Source organism: Streptomyces tremellae, assembly GCF_039540215.1.
Taxonomy (GTDB): Bacteria; Actinomycetota; Actinomycetes; order Streptomycetales; family Streptomycetaceae; genus Streptomyces; species Streptomyces tremellae.
Genome location: NZ_BAABEP010000001.1, coordinates 236,996 through 256,555 on the forward strand (window position 1 = coordinate 236,996; position 19,560 = coordinate 256,555).

Annotated in this window: 20 protein-coding genes and 1 pseudogene; 10 read left to right on the forward strand and 11 right to left on the reverse strand. The window is 72.5% G+C overall.

Going from position 1 to position 19,560, the window contains the following annotated elements; genetic code table 11:
* The first annotated feature begins 78 nt into the window (after positions 1-78).
* The 4 genes from ABEA77_RS01080 (at position 79) to ABEA77_RS01095 (ending at position 3,261) form a co-directional block, all read left to right on the forward strand.
* Positions 79-1,221 carry a PrsW family intramembrane metalloprotease gene (locus tag ABEA77_RS01080; RefSeq protein WP_345639929.1) on the forward strand — a complete coding sequence of 381 codons (1,143 nt, stop codon included), beginning with the start codon at positions 79-81 and terminating at the stop codon, positions 1,219-1,221.
* Between the two features lie 205 nt (positions 1,222-1,426).
* On the forward strand, positions 1,427-2,092 hold the full coding sequence (locus tag ABEA77_RS01085; RefSeq protein ID WP_345639931.1) for a hypothetical protein: 666 nt from the start codon (positions 1,427-1,429) through the stop codon (positions 2,090-2,092).
* 75 nt (positions 2,093-2,167) lie between these two features.
* Positions 2,168-2,311, forward strand: a complete 144-nt coding sequence (locus ABEA77_RS01090) for a hypothetical protein (RefSeq protein WP_345639932.1) — start codon at positions 2,168-2,170, stop codon at positions 2,309-2,311.
* A gap of 677 nt (positions 2,312-2,988) precedes the next feature.
* A complete protein-coding gene (locus ABEA77_RS01095; protein ID WP_345639934.1) occupies positions 2,989-3,261 on the forward strand; it encodes a hypothetical protein in 273 nt (90 codons plus the stop codon).
* 35 nt (positions 3,262-3,296) lie between these two features.
* Here ABEA77_RS01095 and ABEA77_RS01100 read toward each other — a convergent pair whose 3' ends face one another.
* The gene (locus ABEA77_RS01100) at positions 3,297-5,090 is read right to left on the reverse strand and encodes a sigma-54-dependent Fis family transcriptional regulator (RefSeq protein ID WP_345639935.1); all 1,794 of its coding nucleotides are present in this window, start codon (positions 5,088-5,090) and stop codon (positions 3,297-3,299) included.
* A 330-nt stretch (positions 5,091-5,420) separates the two neighbouring features.
* Between ABEA77_RS01100 and ABEA77_RS01105 the strand changes: the two genes are divergently transcribed.
* The 6 genes and pseudogenes from ABEA77_RS01105 to ABEA77_RS01130 all read left to right on the forward strand — a co-directional run bounded on the left by ABEA77_RS01105 (position 5,421) and on the right by ABEA77_RS01130 (position 10,226).
* A complete protein-coding gene (locus tag ABEA77_RS01105) occupies positions 5,421-6,215 on the forward strand; it encodes an acetoin reductase (RefSeq protein WP_345639937.1) in 795 nt (264 codons plus the stop codon).
* A gap of 54 nt (positions 6,216-6,269) precedes the next feature.
* The gene (locus tag ABEA77_RS01110) at positions 6,270-7,268 is read left to right on the forward strand and encodes an amidohydrolase family protein (RefSeq protein WP_345639939.1); all 999 of its coding nucleotides are present in this window, start codon (positions 6,270-6,272) and stop codon (positions 7,266-7,268) included.
* A 1-nt stretch (position 7,269) separates the two neighbouring features.
* Complete coding sequence (locus ABEA77_RS01115; protein ID WP_345639940.1) at positions 7,270-7,971, forward strand: iron-sulfur cluster assembly protein; 702 nt, start codon at positions 7,270-7,272, stop codon at positions 7,969-7,971.
* Between the two features lie 153 nt (positions 7,972-8,124).
* Positions 8,125-9,150 carry an NAD(P)-dependent alcohol dehydrogenase gene (locus ABEA77_RS01120; protein WP_345639941.1) on the forward strand — a complete coding sequence of 342 codons (1,026 nt, stop codon included), beginning with the start codon at positions 8,125-8,127 and terminating at the stop codon, positions 9,148-9,150.
* A gap of 467 nt (positions 9,151-9,617) precedes the next feature.
* Positions 9,618-9,906, forward strand: a pseudogene (locus tag ABEA77_RS01125) (transposase); the annotation flags it as partial.
* A 59-nt stretch (positions 9,907-9,965) separates the two neighbouring features.
* Positions 9,966-10,226: an SDR family oxidoreductase gene (locus ABEA77_RS01130; RefSeq protein WP_345639942.1), complete on the forward strand. Its 261-nt coding sequence runs from the start codon at positions 9,966-9,968 to the stop codon at positions 10,224-10,226.
* A gap of 30 nt (positions 10,227-10,256) precedes the next feature.
* Here ABEA77_RS01130 and ABEA77_RS01135 read toward each other — a convergent pair whose 3' ends face one another.
* The 10 genes from ABEA77_RS01135 to ABEA77_RS01180 all read right to left on the reverse strand — a co-directional run bounded on the left by ABEA77_RS01135 (position 10,257) and on the right by ABEA77_RS01180 (position 19,556).
* Positions 10,257-11,180 (reverse strand): LysR substrate-binding domain-containing protein, encoded by a 924-nt coding sequence (locus tag ABEA77_RS01135; protein ID WP_345639943.1) that lies wholly within the window; start codon positions 11,178-11,180, stop codon positions 10,257-10,259.
* Positions 11,181-11,326: 146 nt separating this feature from the next.
* Positions 11,327-12,271, reverse strand: a complete 945-nt coding sequence (locus ABEA77_RS01140) for an NAD(P)-dependent oxidoreductase (protein ID WP_345639945.1) — start codon at positions 12,269-12,271, stop codon at positions 11,327-11,329.
* On the reverse strand, positions 12,268-12,945 hold the full coding sequence (locus ABEA77_RS01145; RefSeq protein ID WP_345639947.1) for a 4-carboxy-4-hydroxy-2-oxoadipate aldolase/oxaloacetate decarboxylase: 678 nt from the start codon (positions 12,943-12,945) through the stop codon (positions 12,268-12,270). The genes ABEA77_RS01140 and ABEA77_RS01145 overlap by 4 nt, the downstream gene beginning before the upstream one ends.
* Before the next feature lie 24 nt (positions 12,946-12,969).
* Positions 12,970-14,010 carry a zinc-binding dehydrogenase gene (locus ABEA77_RS01150; RefSeq protein ID WP_345639948.1) on the reverse strand — a complete coding sequence of 347 codons (1,041 nt, stop codon included), beginning with the start codon at positions 14,008-14,010 and terminating at the stop codon, positions 12,970-12,972.
* Positions 14,011-14,044: 34 nt separating this feature from the next.
* Positions 14,045-14,815, reverse strand: coding sequence for an SDR family NAD(P)-dependent oxidoreductase (locus ABEA77_RS01155; RefSeq protein WP_345639950.1), 771 nt, complete (start codon positions 14,813-14,815; stop codon positions 14,045-14,047).
* Positions 14,812-15,600: an SDR family NAD(P)-dependent oxidoreductase gene (locus ABEA77_RS01160; protein WP_345639951.1), complete on the reverse strand. Its 789-nt coding sequence runs from the start codon at positions 15,598-15,600 to the stop codon at positions 14,812-14,814. The genes ABEA77_RS01155 and ABEA77_RS01160 overlap by 4 nt, the downstream gene beginning before the upstream one ends.
* Before the next feature lie 39 nt (positions 15,601-15,639).
* A complete protein-coding gene (locus ABEA77_RS01165) occupies positions 15,640-16,530 on the reverse strand; it encodes a sugar phosphate isomerase/epimerase family protein (RefSeq protein ID WP_345639953.1) in 891 nt (296 codons plus the stop codon).
* A 124-nt stretch (positions 16,531-16,654) separates the two neighbouring features.
* Positions 16,655-17,422, reverse strand: coding sequence for an SDR family NAD(P)-dependent oxidoreductase (locus ABEA77_RS01170; RefSeq protein WP_345639955.1), 768 nt, complete (start codon positions 17,420-17,422; stop codon positions 16,655-16,657).
* Positions 17,419-18,450, reverse strand: a complete 1,032-nt coding sequence (locus ABEA77_RS01175; protein WP_345639956.1) for an NAD(P)-dependent oxidoreductase — start codon at positions 18,448-18,450, stop codon at positions 17,419-17,421. The genes ABEA77_RS01170 and ABEA77_RS01175 overlap by 4 nt, the downstream gene beginning before the upstream one ends.
* 284 nt (positions 18,451-18,734) lie before the next feature.
* Positions 18,735-19,556 (reverse strand): aldo/keto reductase, encoded by an 822-nt coding sequence (locus ABEA77_RS01180; RefSeq protein WP_345639958.1) that lies wholly within the window; start codon positions 19,554-19,556, stop codon positions 18,735-18,737.
* Between the last annotated feature and the right edge of the window lie 4 nt (positions 19,557-19,560).

Sequence of the window (19,560 nt, forward strand, 5' to 3'; positions counted from 1 at the left end):
ACTTGAGTGTGCCGCAACGGCACGGTGTCTGCTGACCGGCGACCGCACACCGCGGTGAGATGCCGGGAAGGAACCGAGATGCACCTGTCCAACAAGCCGGAGCGGCGCCGGGCACGGCGGCTGTGGCCCCCGCTCGCGTGCGCGGCGTGGCTCGCGTCCATGGGGTGGGTGGCCCCGCAGACCGGTCTCGGCGGGATGGCCGCCGGCCTCGTGCTCGCGGCACTCCTCGCCGTCCCGGTCGCGGGCGCGTTCCTCTGGCTCGACCGCTGGGAGCACGCGCGTCCGCGGCTGCTCGCCTCGGCGTTCGTGTGGGGTGCGTCGTTCGCCGCCCTCTCCGCGATCTGGTCGCAGACGGCGCTCCAGGCGCTCGCGGACACCGCGGTGGGCACGGACTTCGGGAAGTGGTTCCGCCCGCTGGTGATCACACCGGTCACCGAGGAGGGCTTCAAGTACCTCTTCCTGGTGTGGCTTTCGGTGCACCGGCGCCGGCAGATCGCCGGCCTGTTGCACGGGATCGTGTACGGGGGCCTGGTGGGCGCCGGGTTCGCCTTCACGGAGAACACCCTCTACCTCGGCAAGGCCGTCACCGCCTTCGCCGCTGCGGGCACCTCCGACGCGCACGCCGTGGGGCGTCTGCTCATCACCCTCCTCCTGCGCATGGTGATGATCCCGTACTTCCATCCGCTCATGGTCGCCCTGTCCGGGATCGCCGTCGCCGCCTCCATGGCCCGCCGCGGCCGGGTCGCGCGGACTGCGACCGCCCTCGCGGGCCCGCTCGCCGCGGCCGCCCTGCACGGTGCGTGGGACTGGGCTTCGCTGGCCGGTGGCAACCCGTTTCTGATCTACGAGATCTACGGGGCGGTCCTGGTGCCCGTGTTCCTCACCATGCTGGTCCTCGCGCTCGTGCTGCGCAGGCGCCAGGGCCGCGCGCTCGCCGCCTCGCTGCCCGCGCTCGCCCGCACGGGGCACATAGCGGCCGACGAGGTGCCGGTGCTCGGGGACCTCGCCTCCCGGCGCCGCGCCCGGGGGGAGGCGAGGCGCCGGGCAGGCCGCGGAGCGTCCCGGGCCACCGCCCGCTACCAGGCGGCGGTGAGCAGCCTCGGCATCGGGACGGCACGCGCGCACACCGTGCAGGACCGGGACGTGCTCGCGGAGCAGGCACGGGAGGCCGCGGCCGCCAGAGCGGAGATGGCCGCCGCGCTCGCCGCGCGACGCGCGTAGCCGGGCGCGGACGGCCCGGCGCCGCGCCCTCGTGGTGTGTGCGCCCACCGCGGCGGACGCACACACCGCGAGGGCCGCGGCGCGTGGCGCCCGGTGCACGGCCGTGGTCTGCTGGCATGCAGGAGGCGAACGGCGAACGGCCGGCCGCACACGGCACACGGCTGACGGCTGACGGCTGACGGCTGACGGCACAGGGGATGAGGCCATGAGCGGGAATTCCGACGCGGGCGCGCGCCCCGGGCGGCTGCGCTTCGACGGGTGGATCGCCGGCACCGGCACGGCGTCGGGCACGCGGCTCGTGCTCGGGCACTGGCCGCGCTCCCCCTTCGGCGCGTTCAGCGACGTGATGGTCGAGCGCCCCGACGGCCACCGGCTGCTCCTCGCGCCCACCCGGGACACGGCCCGCTTCGTCGCGGCCACCTACCTCTTCGACACCGTCCTTGTGGTGCCGGTCGCGGTGACGGCGGCCGGCCGGCGCTGGACGGTCACCGCCGGCCCGCTCGCCTGGCGCTTCGCCGCGGGCCGCAGGGGGGTGCTCGGGCTGGCCCTGCGTGCCGTGCCCGGGCCGCTCGCCGGCCGCCCGGCGTGGAGCGCGCTGACGGACCTGCCGGCCCGCGTCCTGCTCGACGGGGTACGCACGCGCGGCACGGCGGGCGGCGGGCGCCGCGAGTGGTACGGCGCCAGGGACCTGCGGCCGCTGGCCGCGGTCGCGGCCTCCTGGGACGGTACCGGCCTCGGCCCGATGACGCGGGTGACGCCGCCCGTGCGCTTCGGCTTCGGCTCGGTGCCGCCCGCCCCCTCGCTCGTCCGCGTCACCACCACGGTCGAACTGCCGGATACGGCCAACGGCTCGGCCCCGGGAGGCCGTTGAAGACGTGATCGCGGCACAGCCGACACACGCAGACCCACGGCAGACCGTCCCGGCACGGGCGCGCACGCCGACGCCATGACGCGCGCCCTTTCCCAGGGCCAACTCGCCGTCGTGCCCGGCACCACCCACGCCCTCCCCCTCGAAAAGCCGCATCTCGTCGGCGAGTTCGTCCTCGGCTTCGTCACGGCCCCCGCCATACCGGGCCCGGACTTCGGCTGACGCCTCCGCGCCCGCCCAACCCGGGGAGCCCGAGCGGGGCGGCGCGGGCGCCCCGCGGCGCCCGGGAGCCGGGCCGCGCTCGGGAGCCGGCCGCGAGGTTCCAGGAACCGCCGCGGGGCACACGCCCGGGGCCCGGTCGCGGAAGTGCCGCGTCGACCACGGGAACAGCACACGCCCGGGGCCACGGTGTCCGACGCCTGCGCGGCGATCGCCGCGGAACCCGCTGCCCGCCCCGCTCCCGCAGCGTGTTGTGTCCGCCGTCGGCAGCACCGGCGCCACCGAGGACACGCGCGCGGGCCCGCACCGCCCTGGCGCCGCGCCCCTCCGCGCCGTCCGCCTCCGCGTGCTGCTCGTCCCCCGCCGCCTTCGGGGACAGCCCGTCCTGCGTCGGACGCAGCTGGAGTGGGCGACCGGTGACTCCATCGGCGCTCGGGCACTCGCCGACTGTGCCCCGTCCCCCGAGGCATGTCCGTGCAGCTGCTCCGGTCCGCCACAAGCCCGTCGTCGGTACAGGACGACGGGCCCGTGTGCCTCCGGAGGACACGGCGTGCCGACGGATGCGGCAGAACAGCCCCGACGGAACCCGCACCGTGCGTCGAACTCGACGACAACGACCCTCCCGGCGTGGGCCGGCGGCCCTTCGCGATGGGTTCGAGGATCGCCACGCACTCCGCGTGGTGCGTCGTCGGGAAGGTGCCGGCCTCACGCCCGGATCACGTACGGGTTCGCCCACCGCGCACACCCTCGGGCAGAACGTTCACCTGCGGCTCGGTTCCACCGGCGGCAACGGCTCGACGGGCAGCGCCCCGCAGGCGCTGAGCGGCGGCGTCCTCGCCGCGGCCGGCGCCGGCGGCACGACCCCGCTCGCGGGTCTGGCGCCGGCGGCCGCGGTGTCCTGCGGCGCCTTCGTCCGGGCCGTCCGCCGGCACGCGGCACACCGCGTCACCTGACGCGCGGACGTAAGGGCCGGCCGGCGCGGCTGCCCTCAGCCGCGTGGGGGGAGCGTGATGCCGTAGGCCCGCATCTTGCGGTACACCGTCGTACGGGAGATGCCGAGCCGCCGGGCCGCCAGCAGCTTGTTGCCGTCCACCTCCAACAGCGCCTCGACCAGGGTGTCACGCTCAGCCTCTTCCCAGGCGCTCAGCGACCGGCTGGCCGCGCTGTGCAGGGAGGGCGGCAGGTCGCGGGGCTCGATCCGGTGGGTTTTGCGGTCTGCCGCGGCCTGGGACAGGGCGGTGTGCAGTTGACGGACGTTTCCGGCCCAGTCGTGTCGGCGCAGCAGCGGGAGCACCTCGGGCGCGCACTCCAGGGTGGGGCTGATGCGTCGCAGCAGGCAGTCGACGAGGGCGGGGAGGTCCGCGAGGCGGTGGCGCAGGGCGGGCACCGCCGAGGCTTCGGCGAAGCGGTGCCTCAGGGTCTCCGGAACGTCCTGGATGCGGTGGACCGTCCCCACGACCCAGGTGCCCGCTTCCCCGGCGGCGTCCAGTGCCCGGGCGACGGTGAACTCGTGCTCGGGGGCCACGGCGTCGACGTTGCGCAGGATCACGGCGCGACCGGGCCCGGTGGCCGCCGCGCGCAGGGCGGCCGGCAGGCCTGCCCCGGCGTCCCGGAAGTCCGCGGCGTCCACGGTGACGGGCGCCGAGACGGCCCCGGTGAGCGCGTGCGCGGCACGAACCAGCGCGCATTTTCCCGTTCCGCTCTCGCCGTGGAGGAGGAGCGCTGTTCGCTCGCGGGCGCAGCGCGACACGGCGCGTGAGGCGGCGTTCCACGCCCGATCCGTCCCGGCCAGGCCGGGCAGCGGCCACGGCCGGGACGCGGCGGGTTCTTCCCTGAAGCGGGTGCCGGGGCGGCCCGGGGTGCGGTGAGGGTCGTCGAAGGCCAGTTCCAGCAGATATCCGGCCGCCCCCGCCGGGCTCTCGATCACGCGGCACCGCATCAGCACGGTCTCCCCCCGGGCCAGCCGCACCGGTTTTCGGGTGCGCGGAGCGTGACCCGTCTCGGCCGCCGCCTCGTGCAGCAGCCGGTGGTCGTCGCCGGTGAGCCTCGCGGCGGCCGCGGAGTTCGCGAGCACCAGGTCCTGGCCGAGGCAGAGCACCGGCCGGTCGCCGTAGTGGGTCACCTGCTGGAACGCTTCCAGCAGCGCTCGCTGGTGCGAGCTGCTGAACTCGTAGAGAGCGCGCTCGATGTCGTCGGCGGCCTCCTGGACGAGCGCCGACATGAGGGGGCGTGCGGGACCGTTCCAACAGGTCAAGTTCATGACGCCCTCGACTCGCCCCGTGACCGGGTTGCGGATCGGGGCCGCCGCGCAGGAGACGCTCTGCAGGCGTTCGTTGAAGTGCTCGGTGCCCAGCACCACGTTGGGGCGGCGCTCCTCCAGCGCGACCCCGATGCCGTTCGTGCCGACGAACTGTTCGGCGTAGCTGAAGCCCGGCGCGAGACGGACCTGGTCCAGGTATGCCGACAGCCGCTTCTCACCGACGCGGCGACCGCGTACCCATCCCTTGCGGTCCGTCACGATCACGCAGACGTTCGATCCCGTCAGCGCCTGTCCCAGACGGTCCAGGACCGGAGTGGCGGCGCGGACCAATCGGCTCTCCCGGTCGTAGTCCGGCTGGTAGGGAGCCGCCACCTCGTCCGTGCCGACCCCGAGGTACTTGGAGCGCTGCCAGGAATTCCGGATGCCTTCGGGCACGATCGTGGCAGGCGGCTCGGCGTTCGTGAGAAACCGCAGGCGTGCTTCCGCGATAGTCCGGTCCCGCGCTGCGCTGTCACTGAGCATGGCGTCTCCGATGCACGTATTACCGTTATGTTACAAACCCTCTCGCACCCTTTCCATTCGTGGCGCGACAGGGCTCGATCGCTGACCCACCACGCCCATAGGTGGGTATTCCCGCCTTCTCCGTCAAGGGGCTTGCCGACACTTTCGGCGGGAGGGGGCGAGGCCGCGCCGGCCCTGGTGCGACGGCTCAGGCGCCGCCGAAGCCGTCCGCGGGGTTACGGCGGCGGGTCGGGAGTGTTCCACATTGAAAAACTTGGCGGCCCTTCCTTCCCTCACGCTGAGGTCAGCGCCGCGGGGCGCGGACGCTCACCTTCGACCACAGGAGCACCCATGACTGCCGCAGGCAACGCCACCCGTACCGCGATCGTGACCGGCGCCGCGCGCGGCATCGGCCGCGCCGTCGCGGAGCGGCTGGCCGCGGACGGACTCGACGTGGCCGTCGCCGACCTTCCCGGCATGAGCGACGAGCTGGGCGAGGTGGCGGCCGGCATCGAGAAGGCGGGCCGCCGTGCCCTCGCCGTGAACGTCGATGTGACCAGCAAGGAGCAGACCGACGCGCTCGTCGAGGAGGTGGCGGGACACTTCGGCGGGGTCGACGTCTACGTGGCCAACGCCGGCATCGCCAGGGTCACGCCGCTGGTGGACACGGAACTCGACGAGTTCGAGCAGGTCATGGCCGTGAACCTGCGAGGTGTCTTCCTCTCCTACCAGGCCGCCGCACGGCAGATGATCGCCCAGGGCCGCGGCGGAAAGATCATCGGCGCGGCCTCCATCGTCGCCTACCGTCCGTTCGCGCTGCTCGGCACGTACTCGGCGTCGAAGTGGGGCGTACGCGGTCTCACCCAGGCCGCGGCCATGGAATGGGCACGCCACGGCATCACCGTCAACGCGTACTGCCCGGGGATCGTCGGCACGGACATGTGGGACCTGATCGACGAGCGGCTGGCGGCGGCCGAGGGCCTGCAGAAGGGGCGGGCCATCAAGAAGCACGCCGAGGCGATCGCCCTCGGACGCGTCGAGGAGCCCTCGGACGTCGCGTCCTTCGTCTCCTATCTGGCCTCGCCCGATTCGGACTACATGACCGGCCAGTCCGTCATGATCGACGGCGGCATCCAGTTCTCCTGACGCGGCACGCCGAGGCTCTCTCGGTCGACCACCCATCGCGAATTGAGGAGCGAGATGTATTCCAAGGACGGCGAGGACTTCTTCATCGTGGACGCGCACATCGCTCTCTGGGACGCGCGCCCCGAAAACCAACTCAACATCCACGGAAAACAGTTCATCGACTGCTTCTACGACTACCACCGCAATCTGAGCCCGGAGTCGGAGCTGTGGCCTTACGAGGAGTACCTCTACTACGGCGGCGAGCGTCTGATGAGGGACCTGTTCGAGGAAGGCCACGTCGACCACGCCATCTTCCAGCCCGCGCGGCTCGGAGCGTTCTACCGCAACGGCTTCGGGCAGACCGAGGAGGCCTTCGCGCTCGCCCGCCGCCACCCGGACAAGCTGACGTACAACCACTCCTGGGACCCCCGGTACGAGCAGAAGGGGCTCGACCAGTTGCGGCGGGACGCCGAGCGGTTCCAGCTCAAGGGCGCGAAGCTGTACACCGCCGAGTGGAAGGGCGACAGCCGCGGCTACAAGCTCGACGACCCGTGGACGTACCGCTACCTCGAAGCGTGCCAGGAACTCGGGATCAACAACATCCACCTCCACAAGGGGCCGACGATCCGGCCCCTCGACCGGGACGCGTTCGACGTGGCGGATGTCGACAAGGCCGCCACGGAGTTCCCCGAGATGAACTTCGTCGTCGAGCACTGCGGACTGCCCCGGCTCGAGGACTTCTGCTGGATCGCCACGCAGGAGCCCAACGTGCACGCGGGACTCGCGGTCGCGATGCCGTTCATCCACAGCCGCCCCCGGTACTTCGCGCAGATCATCGGCGAACTGCTGTACTGGCTGGACGAGGACCGCATCCAGTTCTCCAGCGACTACGCGCTGTGGACGCCCCGTTGGCTGGTCGAGCGGTTCGTCGACTTCCAGATTCCCGAGGACATGACCGAGTACCCGCCGATCACACTGGCGCAGAAGAAGAAGATCCTCGGGCTGAACGCGGCCGCCATGTACGGCATCGAGGTGCCGGCCGGGCTGGGTGTCGCGGAACCGGCGGCGGCCTGAGATGTCCGTCGACCGACGCGAGAGCTCCGCGCGCGCGGCGCTGGACGCCGTACTGGATCCGGAGCTGGACGAACCGATCACCGATCTGGGCTTCGTGCGCTCCGTGACCGTGGCCCCCGACGGAACGCTCACCGTCCACCTCCAGCTCCCCACCTCGTTCTGCTCGCCGAACTTCGCGTACCTGATGGCCTCGGACTCCAAGGACGTGCTGACAGCGCTGGAGTGGACCCGCGAAGTCGTGGTGCTGCTCGACGATCACCACGACTCCGACCTGATCAATCGAGGCCTGGCCGCGGACGCGGGCTACCGCGGAACGTTCGGGACCGAGGCGGAGAAGGATCTCGAAGCGCTCCGGCTGACCTTCCGCACCAAGGCCCACACCGCCGCGATGGATCGTGCGCTGGCTGCCGTGCTCCGCGAGAACCCGGACCTGTCCGGCGAAGACCTCCGGGAGTTGGTCCTGGGCGATCTTCCCGACACCTCGACGGCCACCACCGCTCTGCTGCGGCGCCGGGCCGCGCTGGGGCTCGGCGTGGCACCGTCGGATCCGGTCCTGGTGGACGAGAACGGACGCCGCTACACGCCGGAGGAGATCCCGCTCCGGCTGCGCTTCGCCCGCTCCACCCGGGTATCGATCGAGGGAAACGCGCACTTCTGCCGAGGGCTGCTCCGCACCCGGTACGCGCAGTCCGCCGCCGGCTAGGGAGTGTCCGGCACAGGCCGTCGTCCGCACGCAGGGCGGGTCGACGGCGCCGGCCGGTGTCCCCCGGGCCCGGCCCTGCCGCCTGCGCGACGGAGCCCACGGCCGTCCGCGGGGGCTCCCGCATCCCACCGTTCCACCGAAGGAGAAGGTCCCGTGAAAGCAGTCCAGGTCGTGGGCTACGGCCAGCGCCTCAGGATGGCCGACATTCCGGTGCCCCGGGTCACCGGCCCGCACGATGTGATCGTCAGGATCGGAGGGGCGGGTGTGTGCCGCACCGACCTTCACATCCTGGAGGGTCAGTGGGCGGGGAAGTCGGGCGTGGCCCTGCCCTACACGATCGGCCACGAGAACGCCGGCTGGGTCCACGCGGTCGGCAGCGCCGTGACCAACGTCGCCGAAGGCGACAAAGTCATCGTCCACCCCCTGATCACCTGCGGACTGTGCCGGGCATGCCGGGCAGGTGACGACGTGCACTGCGACAGCAGCCAGTTTCCCGGCATCGACACGGCCGGCGGCTACGCGGAGTACCTGAAGACCTCCGCACGCAGCCTCGTGCGCATCGACGGCTCCCTGGAACCGTCCGACGTGGCGGCCCTCGCCGACGCGGGGCTCACGGCGTACCACGCGGCGGCCAAAGCGGCACGCAGGCTGCGTCCGGGCGACCGCTGCGTCGTGATCGGCGCGGGCGGGCTGGGGCACATCGGCGTACAGGTGCTCAAAGCCCTTACCGCGGCCGAGATCGTCGTCGTCGACCGCAATCCCGACGCGGTGGACCTGGCCGTGTCCATCGGAGCCGATCGCGGTGTCGTCGCGGACGGGAGCCAGGTCGAGCGCGTGCGTGAACTGACCGGAGGGCAGGGCGCGGAGGCGGTCATCGACTTCGTCGGTGAGGGCGGCTCCACGAGGGACGGCGTCGGCATGCTGCGCCGGGCGGGCGACTACCACGTGGTCGGCTACGGCGAGAACCTCGACATCCCGACCATCGACGTGATCTCCGCCGAGATCAACTTCATCGGCAACCTGGTCGGTTCCTACAACGACCTGTGCGAGCTGATGGTCCTCGCCGCACAGGGCCGGGTGAGGCTGCACACCGCGAAGTACCCGTTGGACCGGTTCCAGGACGCCCTGGACGACCTGGAGAACGGCCGGATCCGGGGCCGGGCCGTCCTCACTCCGTGACCTGCCCCGAAACTCCGTGACCTGCCCCGAACGAGCCGAAGGGCGACCTCCCGGTCCTCGTCGCCGCGGCGTTCCGCGTCCTTCCGGAGCACGCCGCTCGCGCCGACGGGCGTTGCGCACATGCCAAGGGGTGTGCGGCAGACCTGCCGGCGTGGCTCTCGCCGACGCCGCCCCGGCAGGCTCCGCCCCGTCAGAGGCCGGATCGGACACCGTGGCGGCGGACCCCGACCGGTGAACGGGGTCTTCCGTCAACCTCTGGAATTTCTTCCACCCGACTGGTAGCAGGGGAACGCCGACGTTTTCGCGTGCGAGGGGAGCCGTGAACGCCCACGACAACGCAAGGACCGGAAGAAGTGAGGCTGAGGACGCCCGGCCACCGGCCAGGAGGCCCGCGGTCCGCGTCGCGACGCCGCTCCCCCAGCTCTTTAGACCGTGTCCTATGTGGGCTCTGGCCCGTCGATCTGAACATGGGCAGAAGTGCCTGGAGTTGGATCGTTCCGGACGGCTTGTGGGAGATCGCGGAGCCGTTGATCCCGCCCTCGAAAATGCGACCGCAGGGCGGCGGGACGCAGGAGACGCGTGATGAGACGGTGTTCGCCGCGATCATCTGTCTCCTGGTCAGCGGGTGCGCCTGGCGGGCCCCCGCTCTGCTTCGGCATGTCGGAGTCCACCGCGCACCGCCGCTTCCTGATCTGGTCACGGGCCGGCGTCTGGGGCCGGCTCTGGGGCCGGCCCCACGAGGCCGTGCTGGATCGGAGGCCGCTGTCGCCGAAGGTGGGCGGGGCGTAGGTCGGCGTCCCCGTGAACGACGCGGGATGTCGTGCACCGGCACCATCCTCACCGCGGACGAGTCAGACGTGGACGAACAGACCGCCGTCGGCCTCAGGGCCGTTCCGCATCTCGTGCGGCTGCTGACGCCGGGAATGGTGGAGGCGCGGCACCGTTTCTCCGACGGCTACGAGTCGCTCAAGCCCGAGGACGCCGCGGACGCCGTCGGCTTCGTCGTCGGATCGCCCCGCCAGGTCGACATCGGCCACGCCGAGATCCTCCCGACGTTCCGGGTCCCCCGTGGCTGAACTTCGAACGCCGCGCGGGCTGAAAGGCGTTCAGCCCGGTCGTCGGCCGAGGAGCACCGGATCGCGGAGAAGTGTGCGTACCAGGTCCGCCACGAGCGCGGCAGCAGGGGACAGCGGCTGCACCTCGGGGGTGCACAGGGACATCGCGGTGCACAGCCGGGTGTCGGCGAAGCGGTGGACCCGCACCTCGTCGGGTGCGAAGTGGGCCCTGACAGCGGAGAGTGGAAGCACCGTTGCGCCGAGGCCGTGCACCACGGTGTCCCGCAGGACGGAGTCCGTCTCGACCTCCGCGACGACCGAGCAGTGCAGCCCCGCGGTGTGGAAGGCCGCGTCGGTGATGCGGCGTACGGTGTGCAGTTCGCTCGGCATGACGAAGCCGAGCGCGCTCGCCTCCTTCAGTGTGACGGTGTCACCGCGGGCGGCGACCGGCGGCGCCCCCGCGCTGGTGACGAGGTGGAACTCCTCCTCCTGGACACGTTCGAAGAAGGCGCCCTTGACGTAGCCGGGGTCGTAGATGAGCGCCATGTCCACCTGTCCCAGCAGTACGGCCTGGCTCATCACCACCGTGAGGTTCTGGATCAGCTGGAGCTGGATCTTCGGGTACGACCTGCGCACCGCCCGCAGCAGCGGCACCGCGAGGCCGGTGGCCATGCTGTACGAGGCGAGCCCCACAGTCACCAGCCCCGCGGGGGTGTCGCTGCCGCTCCGCAGGTCGATGCGCGCGGCCTGTTCGAGGCGGATGATGCCCTGCGCGTACCGGTAGAGCGAGCGCCCCGAGGACGTGACCTCCACGCCGCGGCCCGTGCGTTCGAGCAGTCGGCTCTTGAAGTCGCTCTCCAGTGCCGAGATGTGCTGGCTGAGCGCGGACTGCGTGATGTGCAGGGACTCGGCGGCCCGGGTGATGTTGCCGATGTCGACCACCCTGACGAAGTAGCCGAGCCTGCGGGTGTCCATCGTGCTCCTCCTCGGGTGGCGTCCTGCTCCGGTGTCTCCGGGCGCACGGCCCGCTCATCCCGGGAGGGACGGAGCGTGCGGGCGCGCACCGAGCGGCGAGGGCCATGCGGGTGAACGTACCGCCTTGAGTCCTCCGGGGAAAGGCTTTACGCAGGTGGGAGAGGGCCATCGGCTCCGGGGCAGGGCCGGGTGGCGGACGGCCCCGCGTCCCGTGCCGCCTCGCGGTCCGCGGAGACGATCTCGTAGACGGCCGAGTGGTCCGCGTCGCCGAGGCCCCGGCGGAGCACCTCCTCGAAGAGCTCCCGGGTGCGGCGGGACTGCGGCAGGGGCGCGCCGAGCGAGTCGGCGAGCCCGGTCACGTAGCGCAGGTCCTTGAGCTGGTTGGCCGCGCTGCCCCCGAGTCCGTACTGGCGGTGCAGTATCTTCGCGGCCTTCGCGTCGAGCACGGCGCCCGCGGCGAGGCCGCCCGCGAGCACCCTGACCAGCCGCGTGCCCGAGAGCCCGGCCCTGCGCCCCAGGTCGAGGGCCTCGGCGAGGGCCACCAGCGTCCCGGCGACGACGACCTGGTTGCACAGCTTGGCCGCGCTGCCCGTGCCCGGCGGGCCCATGTGCTCCACCGTGGTGGCGAAGCTCCTCAGCACCGGCTCGACGTACGTGTATGCCTCGGGCGCCGCGCCCACCATCAGGCTCAGGGTGCCGGCGCGGGCGCCTGCGTCGCCGCCGCTCATCGGCGCGTCGAGCACGGCGATGCCGCAGCGGCCGAGCCGGTCGGCCAGCGCCGTGATCTTCGCGGGTGAGGTGGTGCTCAGCACGGCCAGGTGGGTGGTCCCCCGCCCGGCCCAGCGGCGCACCACGGATTCCGGGGCGATCTCGTCGAGCTGGTCGACGTCCGGCAGCGCCGACAGCACGACCCGGGCGGCGAGGTCCGCCGGGGCTGCTGCCGCCCGCGGCCCGAACGGGGCGGACGCGGCGGCGGTCCTGTTCCACACCTGGAGCGGAAAGCCCGCGCGGGCGACGTGGCGGGCGACGGGGGCGCCCATCGGGCCGAGGCCGACCACGGCGACCGCGGGGCGGTCGGGGCGCGTCGTCACTCCTCGACGACCAGACCCTTGGCCTTCAGCTTCTCCGTGAGCCCGTGCACCTCGATCAGCGTCCTGTCACCCCGGCGGTGCTGCTCCCTGATCAGCGTCTCGTGGTCTTCGCGCCGCCTGCACGCCAGGACCACCTCCTCGGCCTCCGAGGGGTCGACGACGACGATGCCGTCGGCGTCGCCACGCAGGATGTCCCCGGGGCGCACGACCTGCCCGCCCACGGCTATCGAGGTGTTGACGTGGCCGAGGGTCTCCTTGACCGTGCCCTCGATGCACACCGAGCCAGAGAAGACGGGAAAGCCCAGGGTGCGCAGGTCCGCGCTGTCGCGCACGCCCGAGTCGGTGACGAAAGCGGCCAAGCCCTTGCTCTTGCAGGCGGTGGCGAGGACGTCGCCGAAGGAGCCTGCCTGCTCGAACTCCCCGCCCGCGACGATGACGACGTCCCCGGCCCGCGCGTACGAGATGGCCACCTGCACCATGATGTTGTCGCCCGCCTGCGCCTCGGCCGTGAAGGCCGGCCCGCAGAACGACATGGCAGGATCCACGGGCTTGAGCCGGTGCGCGAGCGCGCCCTTGCGGCCCTGCGCCTCGTGGATGGTGGCCGCGGAGAACTCGCCGAGCGCGGCGACGACGTCCGCGGGCGGGCGGTCGATCTTGGTGCGTACGTGAATCATGATGTGGCTTCCTTCCTTCGTGGTTCAGGCGTCCGGGTCGGCGCCGAGCCGCAGCACCGTCTTGGACGACCGGGAGGGGTCCGCCGCGACGCCGAACGCCTCCAGGGTGGCGTCCACGGCGAACTCGTGGCTGATCACGGCGTCGAGCGAGGCATCGGCTTCGAGCACCGCGAGCGCGGCGTCGAGCTCGCTGTCGAGGCGCTGGGAGCCGTACAGCACCAGTTCCTTGGCGATGACCGCCGACATGGCGACGGGCACCGGTTCGCGCGGCAGCATGCCGAGTTGCAGCACGGCCCCTGCGGGGCGTACCGCCCGCAGCGCGGTGGCGAGCGAGGCGACCGCGCCCGCCGCCTCCACAGCGATGTCGTACGCGGCCTCAGGGACGGTGTCACCGCCCGCCGGCCGCAAGGTGGACGTCGCGCCCACCGCAGCGGCGGTGGCGAGCGGGAACTCCCGCAGGTCCACTGCGGTGATCTCGGCGGCGCCCGCGTGCCGGAGCGCGGCGATCGCCAGAGCGCCGATCGGGCCCGCGCCGCTGACCAGAACCTTCGTACCCCGCACCCGCTCGCCGAGGCGGGCCACACCGTGCAGAGCCACGCCGAGCGGTTCGGCGAGCACGGCCCTGCGCAGGGGCAGCCCGGCAGGCAGCGGGCGCAGCTGCGTGGGCGACACCTCGATCAGTTCCACGAAGCCGCCCTGGGTGTGTGGCCGGGTGGAGGCGCTGCCGAGGTAGGTGCTGTCGGGGTGCAGGTGCAGGCCGGTGGGCGAGGCGGCGCCCGCAGGCGCGCAGGGCGTCGCGGGGTGCAGGGCGACGCGGGTGCCGATGGCCGGCGGGTTCCGCACGTCGCGCCCGGCACCGGCGACGACACCGACCACCTCGTGGCCGAGCACCAGCGGTTCGGCCAGCGTGTAGGGGCCGTTGCGGCCGTCCGCGGCGTAGTGCAGGTCGGATCCGCAGATGCCTCCGTACACGACGCGGACCAGGACCCGGTCCCGTGTGACCCGCGGTTCGGGCAGTGTGTCCACGCGCAGGTCTCCCGCCCCGTGGACGACGACAGCTTTCACGACTGGACGTTCCTTTCTGCCGGGCAGGGCGCGTTCAGCGCCCGAGGTAGCCGCCGTCGACGGGCAGCACGGTGCCGTGGACGAAGCGGGCGGCGTCGGACACGAGGAACAGCGCGGCCCCCGCGATGTCCTGCGCTGTGCCCCACCGGCCCGCGGGGACGCGGTCGAGGATCTGGCGGTTGCGGGTCTCGTCGGCGATGAGGGTGGTGTTCATCTCGGTGTCGATGAACCCGGGCGCGACGGCGTTGACGCGCACCCCCTTGGGTGCCCACTCGTTCGCCACCGACTTGGTGAACTGCGCGACGGCGCCCTTGGACGCGGCGTACGCGGAGGCCGTGAAGCCGCCGGTGAAGGAGAGCATGGAGGCGAGGTTGACGATCGCACCGCTGCCGCGGTCCAGCATCGGCCGCCCGAACAATTGCGTGAGCTCCACGACGGCCCGGGTGTTGACCTGCTGCACCCGGTCCCAGTCGGCCGCGGGGAAGTCCTCGACAGGGTGGCGGATGTTGAGGCCGGCGTTGTTGACGAGGATGTCGACCCGGTGCTCGCGCAGCACCGCCGCGGCGGCTGCGTGGATCTGCGCCGGGTCGCCGAGGTCTGCGGTCACCGGGACGTAGCGCCCGGTGTGCCCGGTGGCCTCACGACGGTGGATTCCCACCACGGTGGCGCCGTTGCGCAGGTAGAGGTCGGCTATCGCATGCCCGATGCCGGTGCTCGCGCCGGTGACGACGGCGGTCCTGCCGGTCAGGTCGGCGCTGAACGGAACGTCCACGGTGGTGTCGTCCTTCGTGTGTGGGAGTGTCATGCGATGTGGGAGCCGCCGTTGACGTCGTAGGTGACCCCGGTCAGGTAGCCGGCCTGCTCGCTCAGTAGGAAGGCGACGACCGCGGCCACGTCGTGGACGGTGCCGATCCGGCCGACCGGCAGGTCCGCGAGGAGTGTCGCCTTGCGCTCGTCCGTCAGCCGGCCGCCCATGATGTCGGTGTCGATGGAGCCCGGCGCCACGGAGTTGGCGGTGATGCCGTACGGGCCGAGTTCGCGCGCAAGGGTGCGGGAGAGGCCGAGGAGCGCCGCCTTGGACGCCGAGTACGCGGCGCGCCCGTAGACACCCCCGCCACGCTCCGCCGAAGTGGATGAGATGCTGACGACGCGGCCGAGCCGACGTGGTGCCATGACTTTCGCAACGGCCTGGGTGACGTGGAAGGTGCCGTGCAGGTTGACGTCGACGACCCGCTGCCACTCGGCGGGCGAGACGTCGAGGAACGGGACGGGCGAGCTCACCCCGGCGTTGTTGACGAGCCCGACGAGCTGCGGCAGTTCGGCCTCGATGCGCCGCACCGCGGTATGCACGGCGTCCCGGTCGCGGATGTCGGCGCCCAGGCCGGCACAGGGCACGCCGTGTTCGTCCGCTAGGCGCTCCGCCTCCTCCCGGCAGGCGGACTCGTCCAGGTCGAGCACGGCGACCGACCAGCCGTCGGCGGCGAGCCGTGCGGCGATGGCGCGGCCGATGCCGCGCGGCGACGCGGCGCCCGTGACGAGGGCGGTGCGCTCCCGGGGGAAGTCGGCGGCGGGCGCCGGGGGCAGTGCCACGGTGGGTTCTCCACTCTGGGACGGTCGGCTGGTGCGGGTTCAGTGGCGGGGCAGGATGCGCCTGAGGTAGGCCGCATTGGTGGCTCCCACGCTCAGCCCGTCGCCGCCGTAGTGCTCGACGACGAACGCGCCGCGGAATCCTCGGGAGAGCGCGTACCGGACGGCAGCGCGGTAGTCGATGACGCCCAGTTCGAGGGAGGTCGGGTGCGTGAGGACGGTGCCGGTGGCCGGGTCTTCCAGGCGCGCGTAGTTCTTGACGTGCCAGTAGTTGGCCCGGTGCAGGGTGGTGGAGACGAGGTACTCCCAGCTGTCCGCGGGGCTCTGGGCGCGCAGCAGGTTGCCCAGGTCGGGGTTGAGTCCGACCGCGTCGTGGCCGACGTCGTCGAGGAACCGCACGGCCTCGTCCGCGCTGCCCAGGTAGGTGCCCTCGTACAGTTCCAAGGAGAGCTGCACACCGTTGCCTGCCGCGTGGTCGCCCAGTTCCCTGAAGAGGCGGACGGCGAGCGAGCGCGCCTCGGGGTCGCCGAGCGGGGGCACGTCGCCACCCGGCACCGTCCAGAACCACAGCGCCCTCCGCTGCTCCGCGGAGAGGACGTCGTGGAGTCCAAGGCACACGACGCCGGCGCCGAGGGCGGCCGCCGCGTCGATCGTCCGGTGCGAGAAGGCGAGGTTGTCCGGTCCGCGCTCCGGGTGCAGGATGCCGCGCCGGACGACCCCGACGCCGGGCACGGCGAGCCCGGCGTCGTCGAGGACGTCGCACAGTGCCCTGAGCCGGTGGTCGTCCAGGTCGCCGAGCGGCAGCCACGCCGTGGACAGCTCCAGGTGTGTGAAACCCTCGTCGACGACAGGCTGGAGGAGGCGGCGCCACTCGTCGGGCTCCAGGTCCCCGACCGGGGTGCCGTCCGCCGCGTGCGGCGGGAACTGCAACATGGCGGCCGCGATCGGCCAGTCCTCAGGTGGGTACGGCACAGGGATGCGGGAGGGAACGGCCAGGGACGGCCGCTCGGTGTGCACGGTGGAGCCGGATGCGGGCGCCGGGACCGGCGCCTGGCCGTCAGCCAATGCGCAGCCCCCCGTTGACGTTGTACGTGGCGCCGGTGATGTACCCGGCGTCCTCGCCGACGAGGAACTCGACGAGCGCAGCGACATCGCGCGTGGTGCCGAGTCGCCCGACCGGGAGCTGGGAGAGGAACGCGGGCTTGCGGTCGTCAGTGATCCGGCCGCCCATGATGTCGGTGTCGATGGTGGCGGGGGCGACGGTGTTGACGGTCACCCCGCTGGGTGCCACCTCGAGCGCGAGCGCGCGGCTGAACGCCTCGATCGCGCCCTTGGAGGCGGCGTAGACGGACTTGCTGTACGTGCCGCCGCCGTTCTGCATCGCCGTCGAGCCGAGGCTCACCACCCGGCCGTAACGGCGGTCGGCCATGCCGGGCACGACGCGCTTGCACACCACGAAGGTACCGGTGGCGTTGATCCGCATGACACGCTCCCACGTCGCGAGGTCCACGTCGGAGAACGGCACGGGCGAGCTCACACCCGCGCTGTTCACCAACGCGGTCACGGGTGGCAGCCGGGCCTCGAAGGCGGAGACGCCCGCGTCGACGGAGGCGGGGTCCGCGATGTCCGCGACCGCCCCGACCGCGTCGACGCCGTGCTCGGTGCGCAGTTCCTCGGCTGCCCGCTCCACTTCGGGGTCGATGTCGAGCAGGCCGAGTGCCCACCCCGCGGCGGCCAGCCGGGCGGCGAGCGCGCGGCCGATGCCACGGCGGGACGCCGCCCCCGTGATGACCGCCGTCCCCTGGTGTCCGGCGTCGAGCGTCATGTCCTGTCCCTCTTCTCCTCGTTGGCCCCACCGGTAGGTGTGCGGGGCCATGCCCCCGCGGGGAAGGGCCCGTTGACCGTCTCGGGGGGCTGCTCGCCGCGGCTGACCGCGATCAGCGACGCCATCACACTCGCCGAGACCGCCTCGGTGTACTGGTCCGTCCAGCACAGGGAATGCGGCGCGAGCACGACGTTGTCCAGCCGGGTCAGCGGGCTCCCGGGAGGCAGCGGTTCCTCGGTGAACACGTCGAGGCCCGCCCCGGCGAGCCGGCCGTCCGCGAGGCGCGCGGCCAGCGCCTCCTCGTCCACGACCACACCGCGCGCCACGTTGATCAGCCTGGCGGTGGGCTTCATGAGGGCGAGTTCACGCTCCCCCACGAGATGTCGTGTGTCCGGGTTGGCGGCCACGGTGACAACCACGTAGTCGCTCTGTGCCATCACCTCTTCCAGCGGCCGCAGTTCGACGCCGATGGCGGCGGCCTCCCGGCCTCGGTGGCTCCTGTTGTACGCCAGGACGCGCAGCCCCTGCGCGCGCAGCCGACGGGCGGTCTCCTGCCCTATGCCGCCGAATCCGACGATGCCCACCGTCGCGCCGAGCAGCCCGGAGCCACGCCAGCGGCCGCGCTCGGCCCACCGCCCCTCCCGCACCAGTCGGTCCTTGACGACCACCTGGTAGGCGAGGGCGTACAGCAGGGCGACCACGGAGTCGGCCACCGGTCTGCGTACCGCGTCGGGGGTGTTGGTCACCGCCACGCCGTGCCGCGCGCACGCCACCGTGTCGACGGCGTCGAAGCCCGCGCCGAAGCGTGCGACGTGCCGCAGCCGACCCGAGGCGGGCAGCGCCGACTCGGTCACCCGCTCGGGACCGAGCACCAGTACTGCGTCAGCGTCCGCCAGTTGATCGGCCCGCAGTTCCGCCGTCGCCTCGTGGAGTACGCGCCACGTCAGCCCCGCCTCGGTCAGCCGGGAGAGCCCGATATCACCGAAAACGGTACTGCCGTCCGGCTCGGCATAACCTCGTGTGACCACGACTTGATAAACCACGGCGGCCTTTCTCGGCGATCGGGGTGGGGCGCGCTTCCATCAGTACGCCGATCCGAGCGTAGACAGGAGAGACGACGGCAAAAAGGCGAAGAAGAATCCCGTATCACGGCATCAGGAATTCCGATGGAAGGACGCCGGAGAATTCCCGGCCCGGCCGCCGCCCCCACGGAGCCTCGCGCGGACACCGCAGCCGCCTGACGGCGCGGGCCGCCGCACGACAAAAGGCCGCTGCGCCCCTGCGTGCTCCGGCGTTCGGCCGACGGCCGGTGTCAGCGCGCCCCCGCCGCGGCCGACAGGCCGTCCACGGCCTCTACGTCCGTCGCGGTCAGCGCGAGGCCGGCCGCGGCGAGGTTCTGCTCCATCCGCTCGCGGCGAGCGGACTTCACAGTCACCGCGACCCGGTGGTGCAGGTTCCAGGCAAGGACGACGTCGCGCACCGAGCGCTTGTTCCGCCGTGCGATCTCCATGAGCACCGGATGGTCGAGGTCGGTGCTGCGCAGCGGGCTGTGCGCGCTGAGCAGCACGCCGCGGCGCCGCATCGCCTCGGCGAAGGTCGGGTCGTAGTCGCCCGGCCCCCACTGCACCTGGTTCACGGCCGGGTACACGCCGGTCTCCGCGTGCAGCGCGTCGATCAGCTCCACCGGGTAGTTGCTCACGCCGACGGCCCGTACCAGGCCCTCCTCACGGGCCCGGAGGAACTCCCGCCAGCTCGCGACGCCCGGATAGCCCCCCGGCGGCCAGTGGATCAGCCACAGGTCGACGTACCCGCAGCCGAGTGCGGCAAGGCTGCGCTCCAGCGTGAGCCGCTCCCTGCCGACCTGGTCGGGCGGCATCTTGGTGGTGACGAACACGTCGGCCCTCGGCACTTCGGTGGCCGCGAGTGCCGCTCCCACGGCCGCCTCGTTGCGGTACCGGGTGGCGGTGTCGACGAGCCGGTAGCCCACGGAGAGCGCGGTGAGCACCGCCTCGGTGGCCTGGTCGCCGCGCATCGGATGGGTGCCGAAGCCGACGAGCGGCATGGCACGTCCGTTCAGGTCGGCCGTGGGCGCCGGACCGGCTGCCTCGGGCAGGGGCGTGGCGTTCCCGTCCATGGGC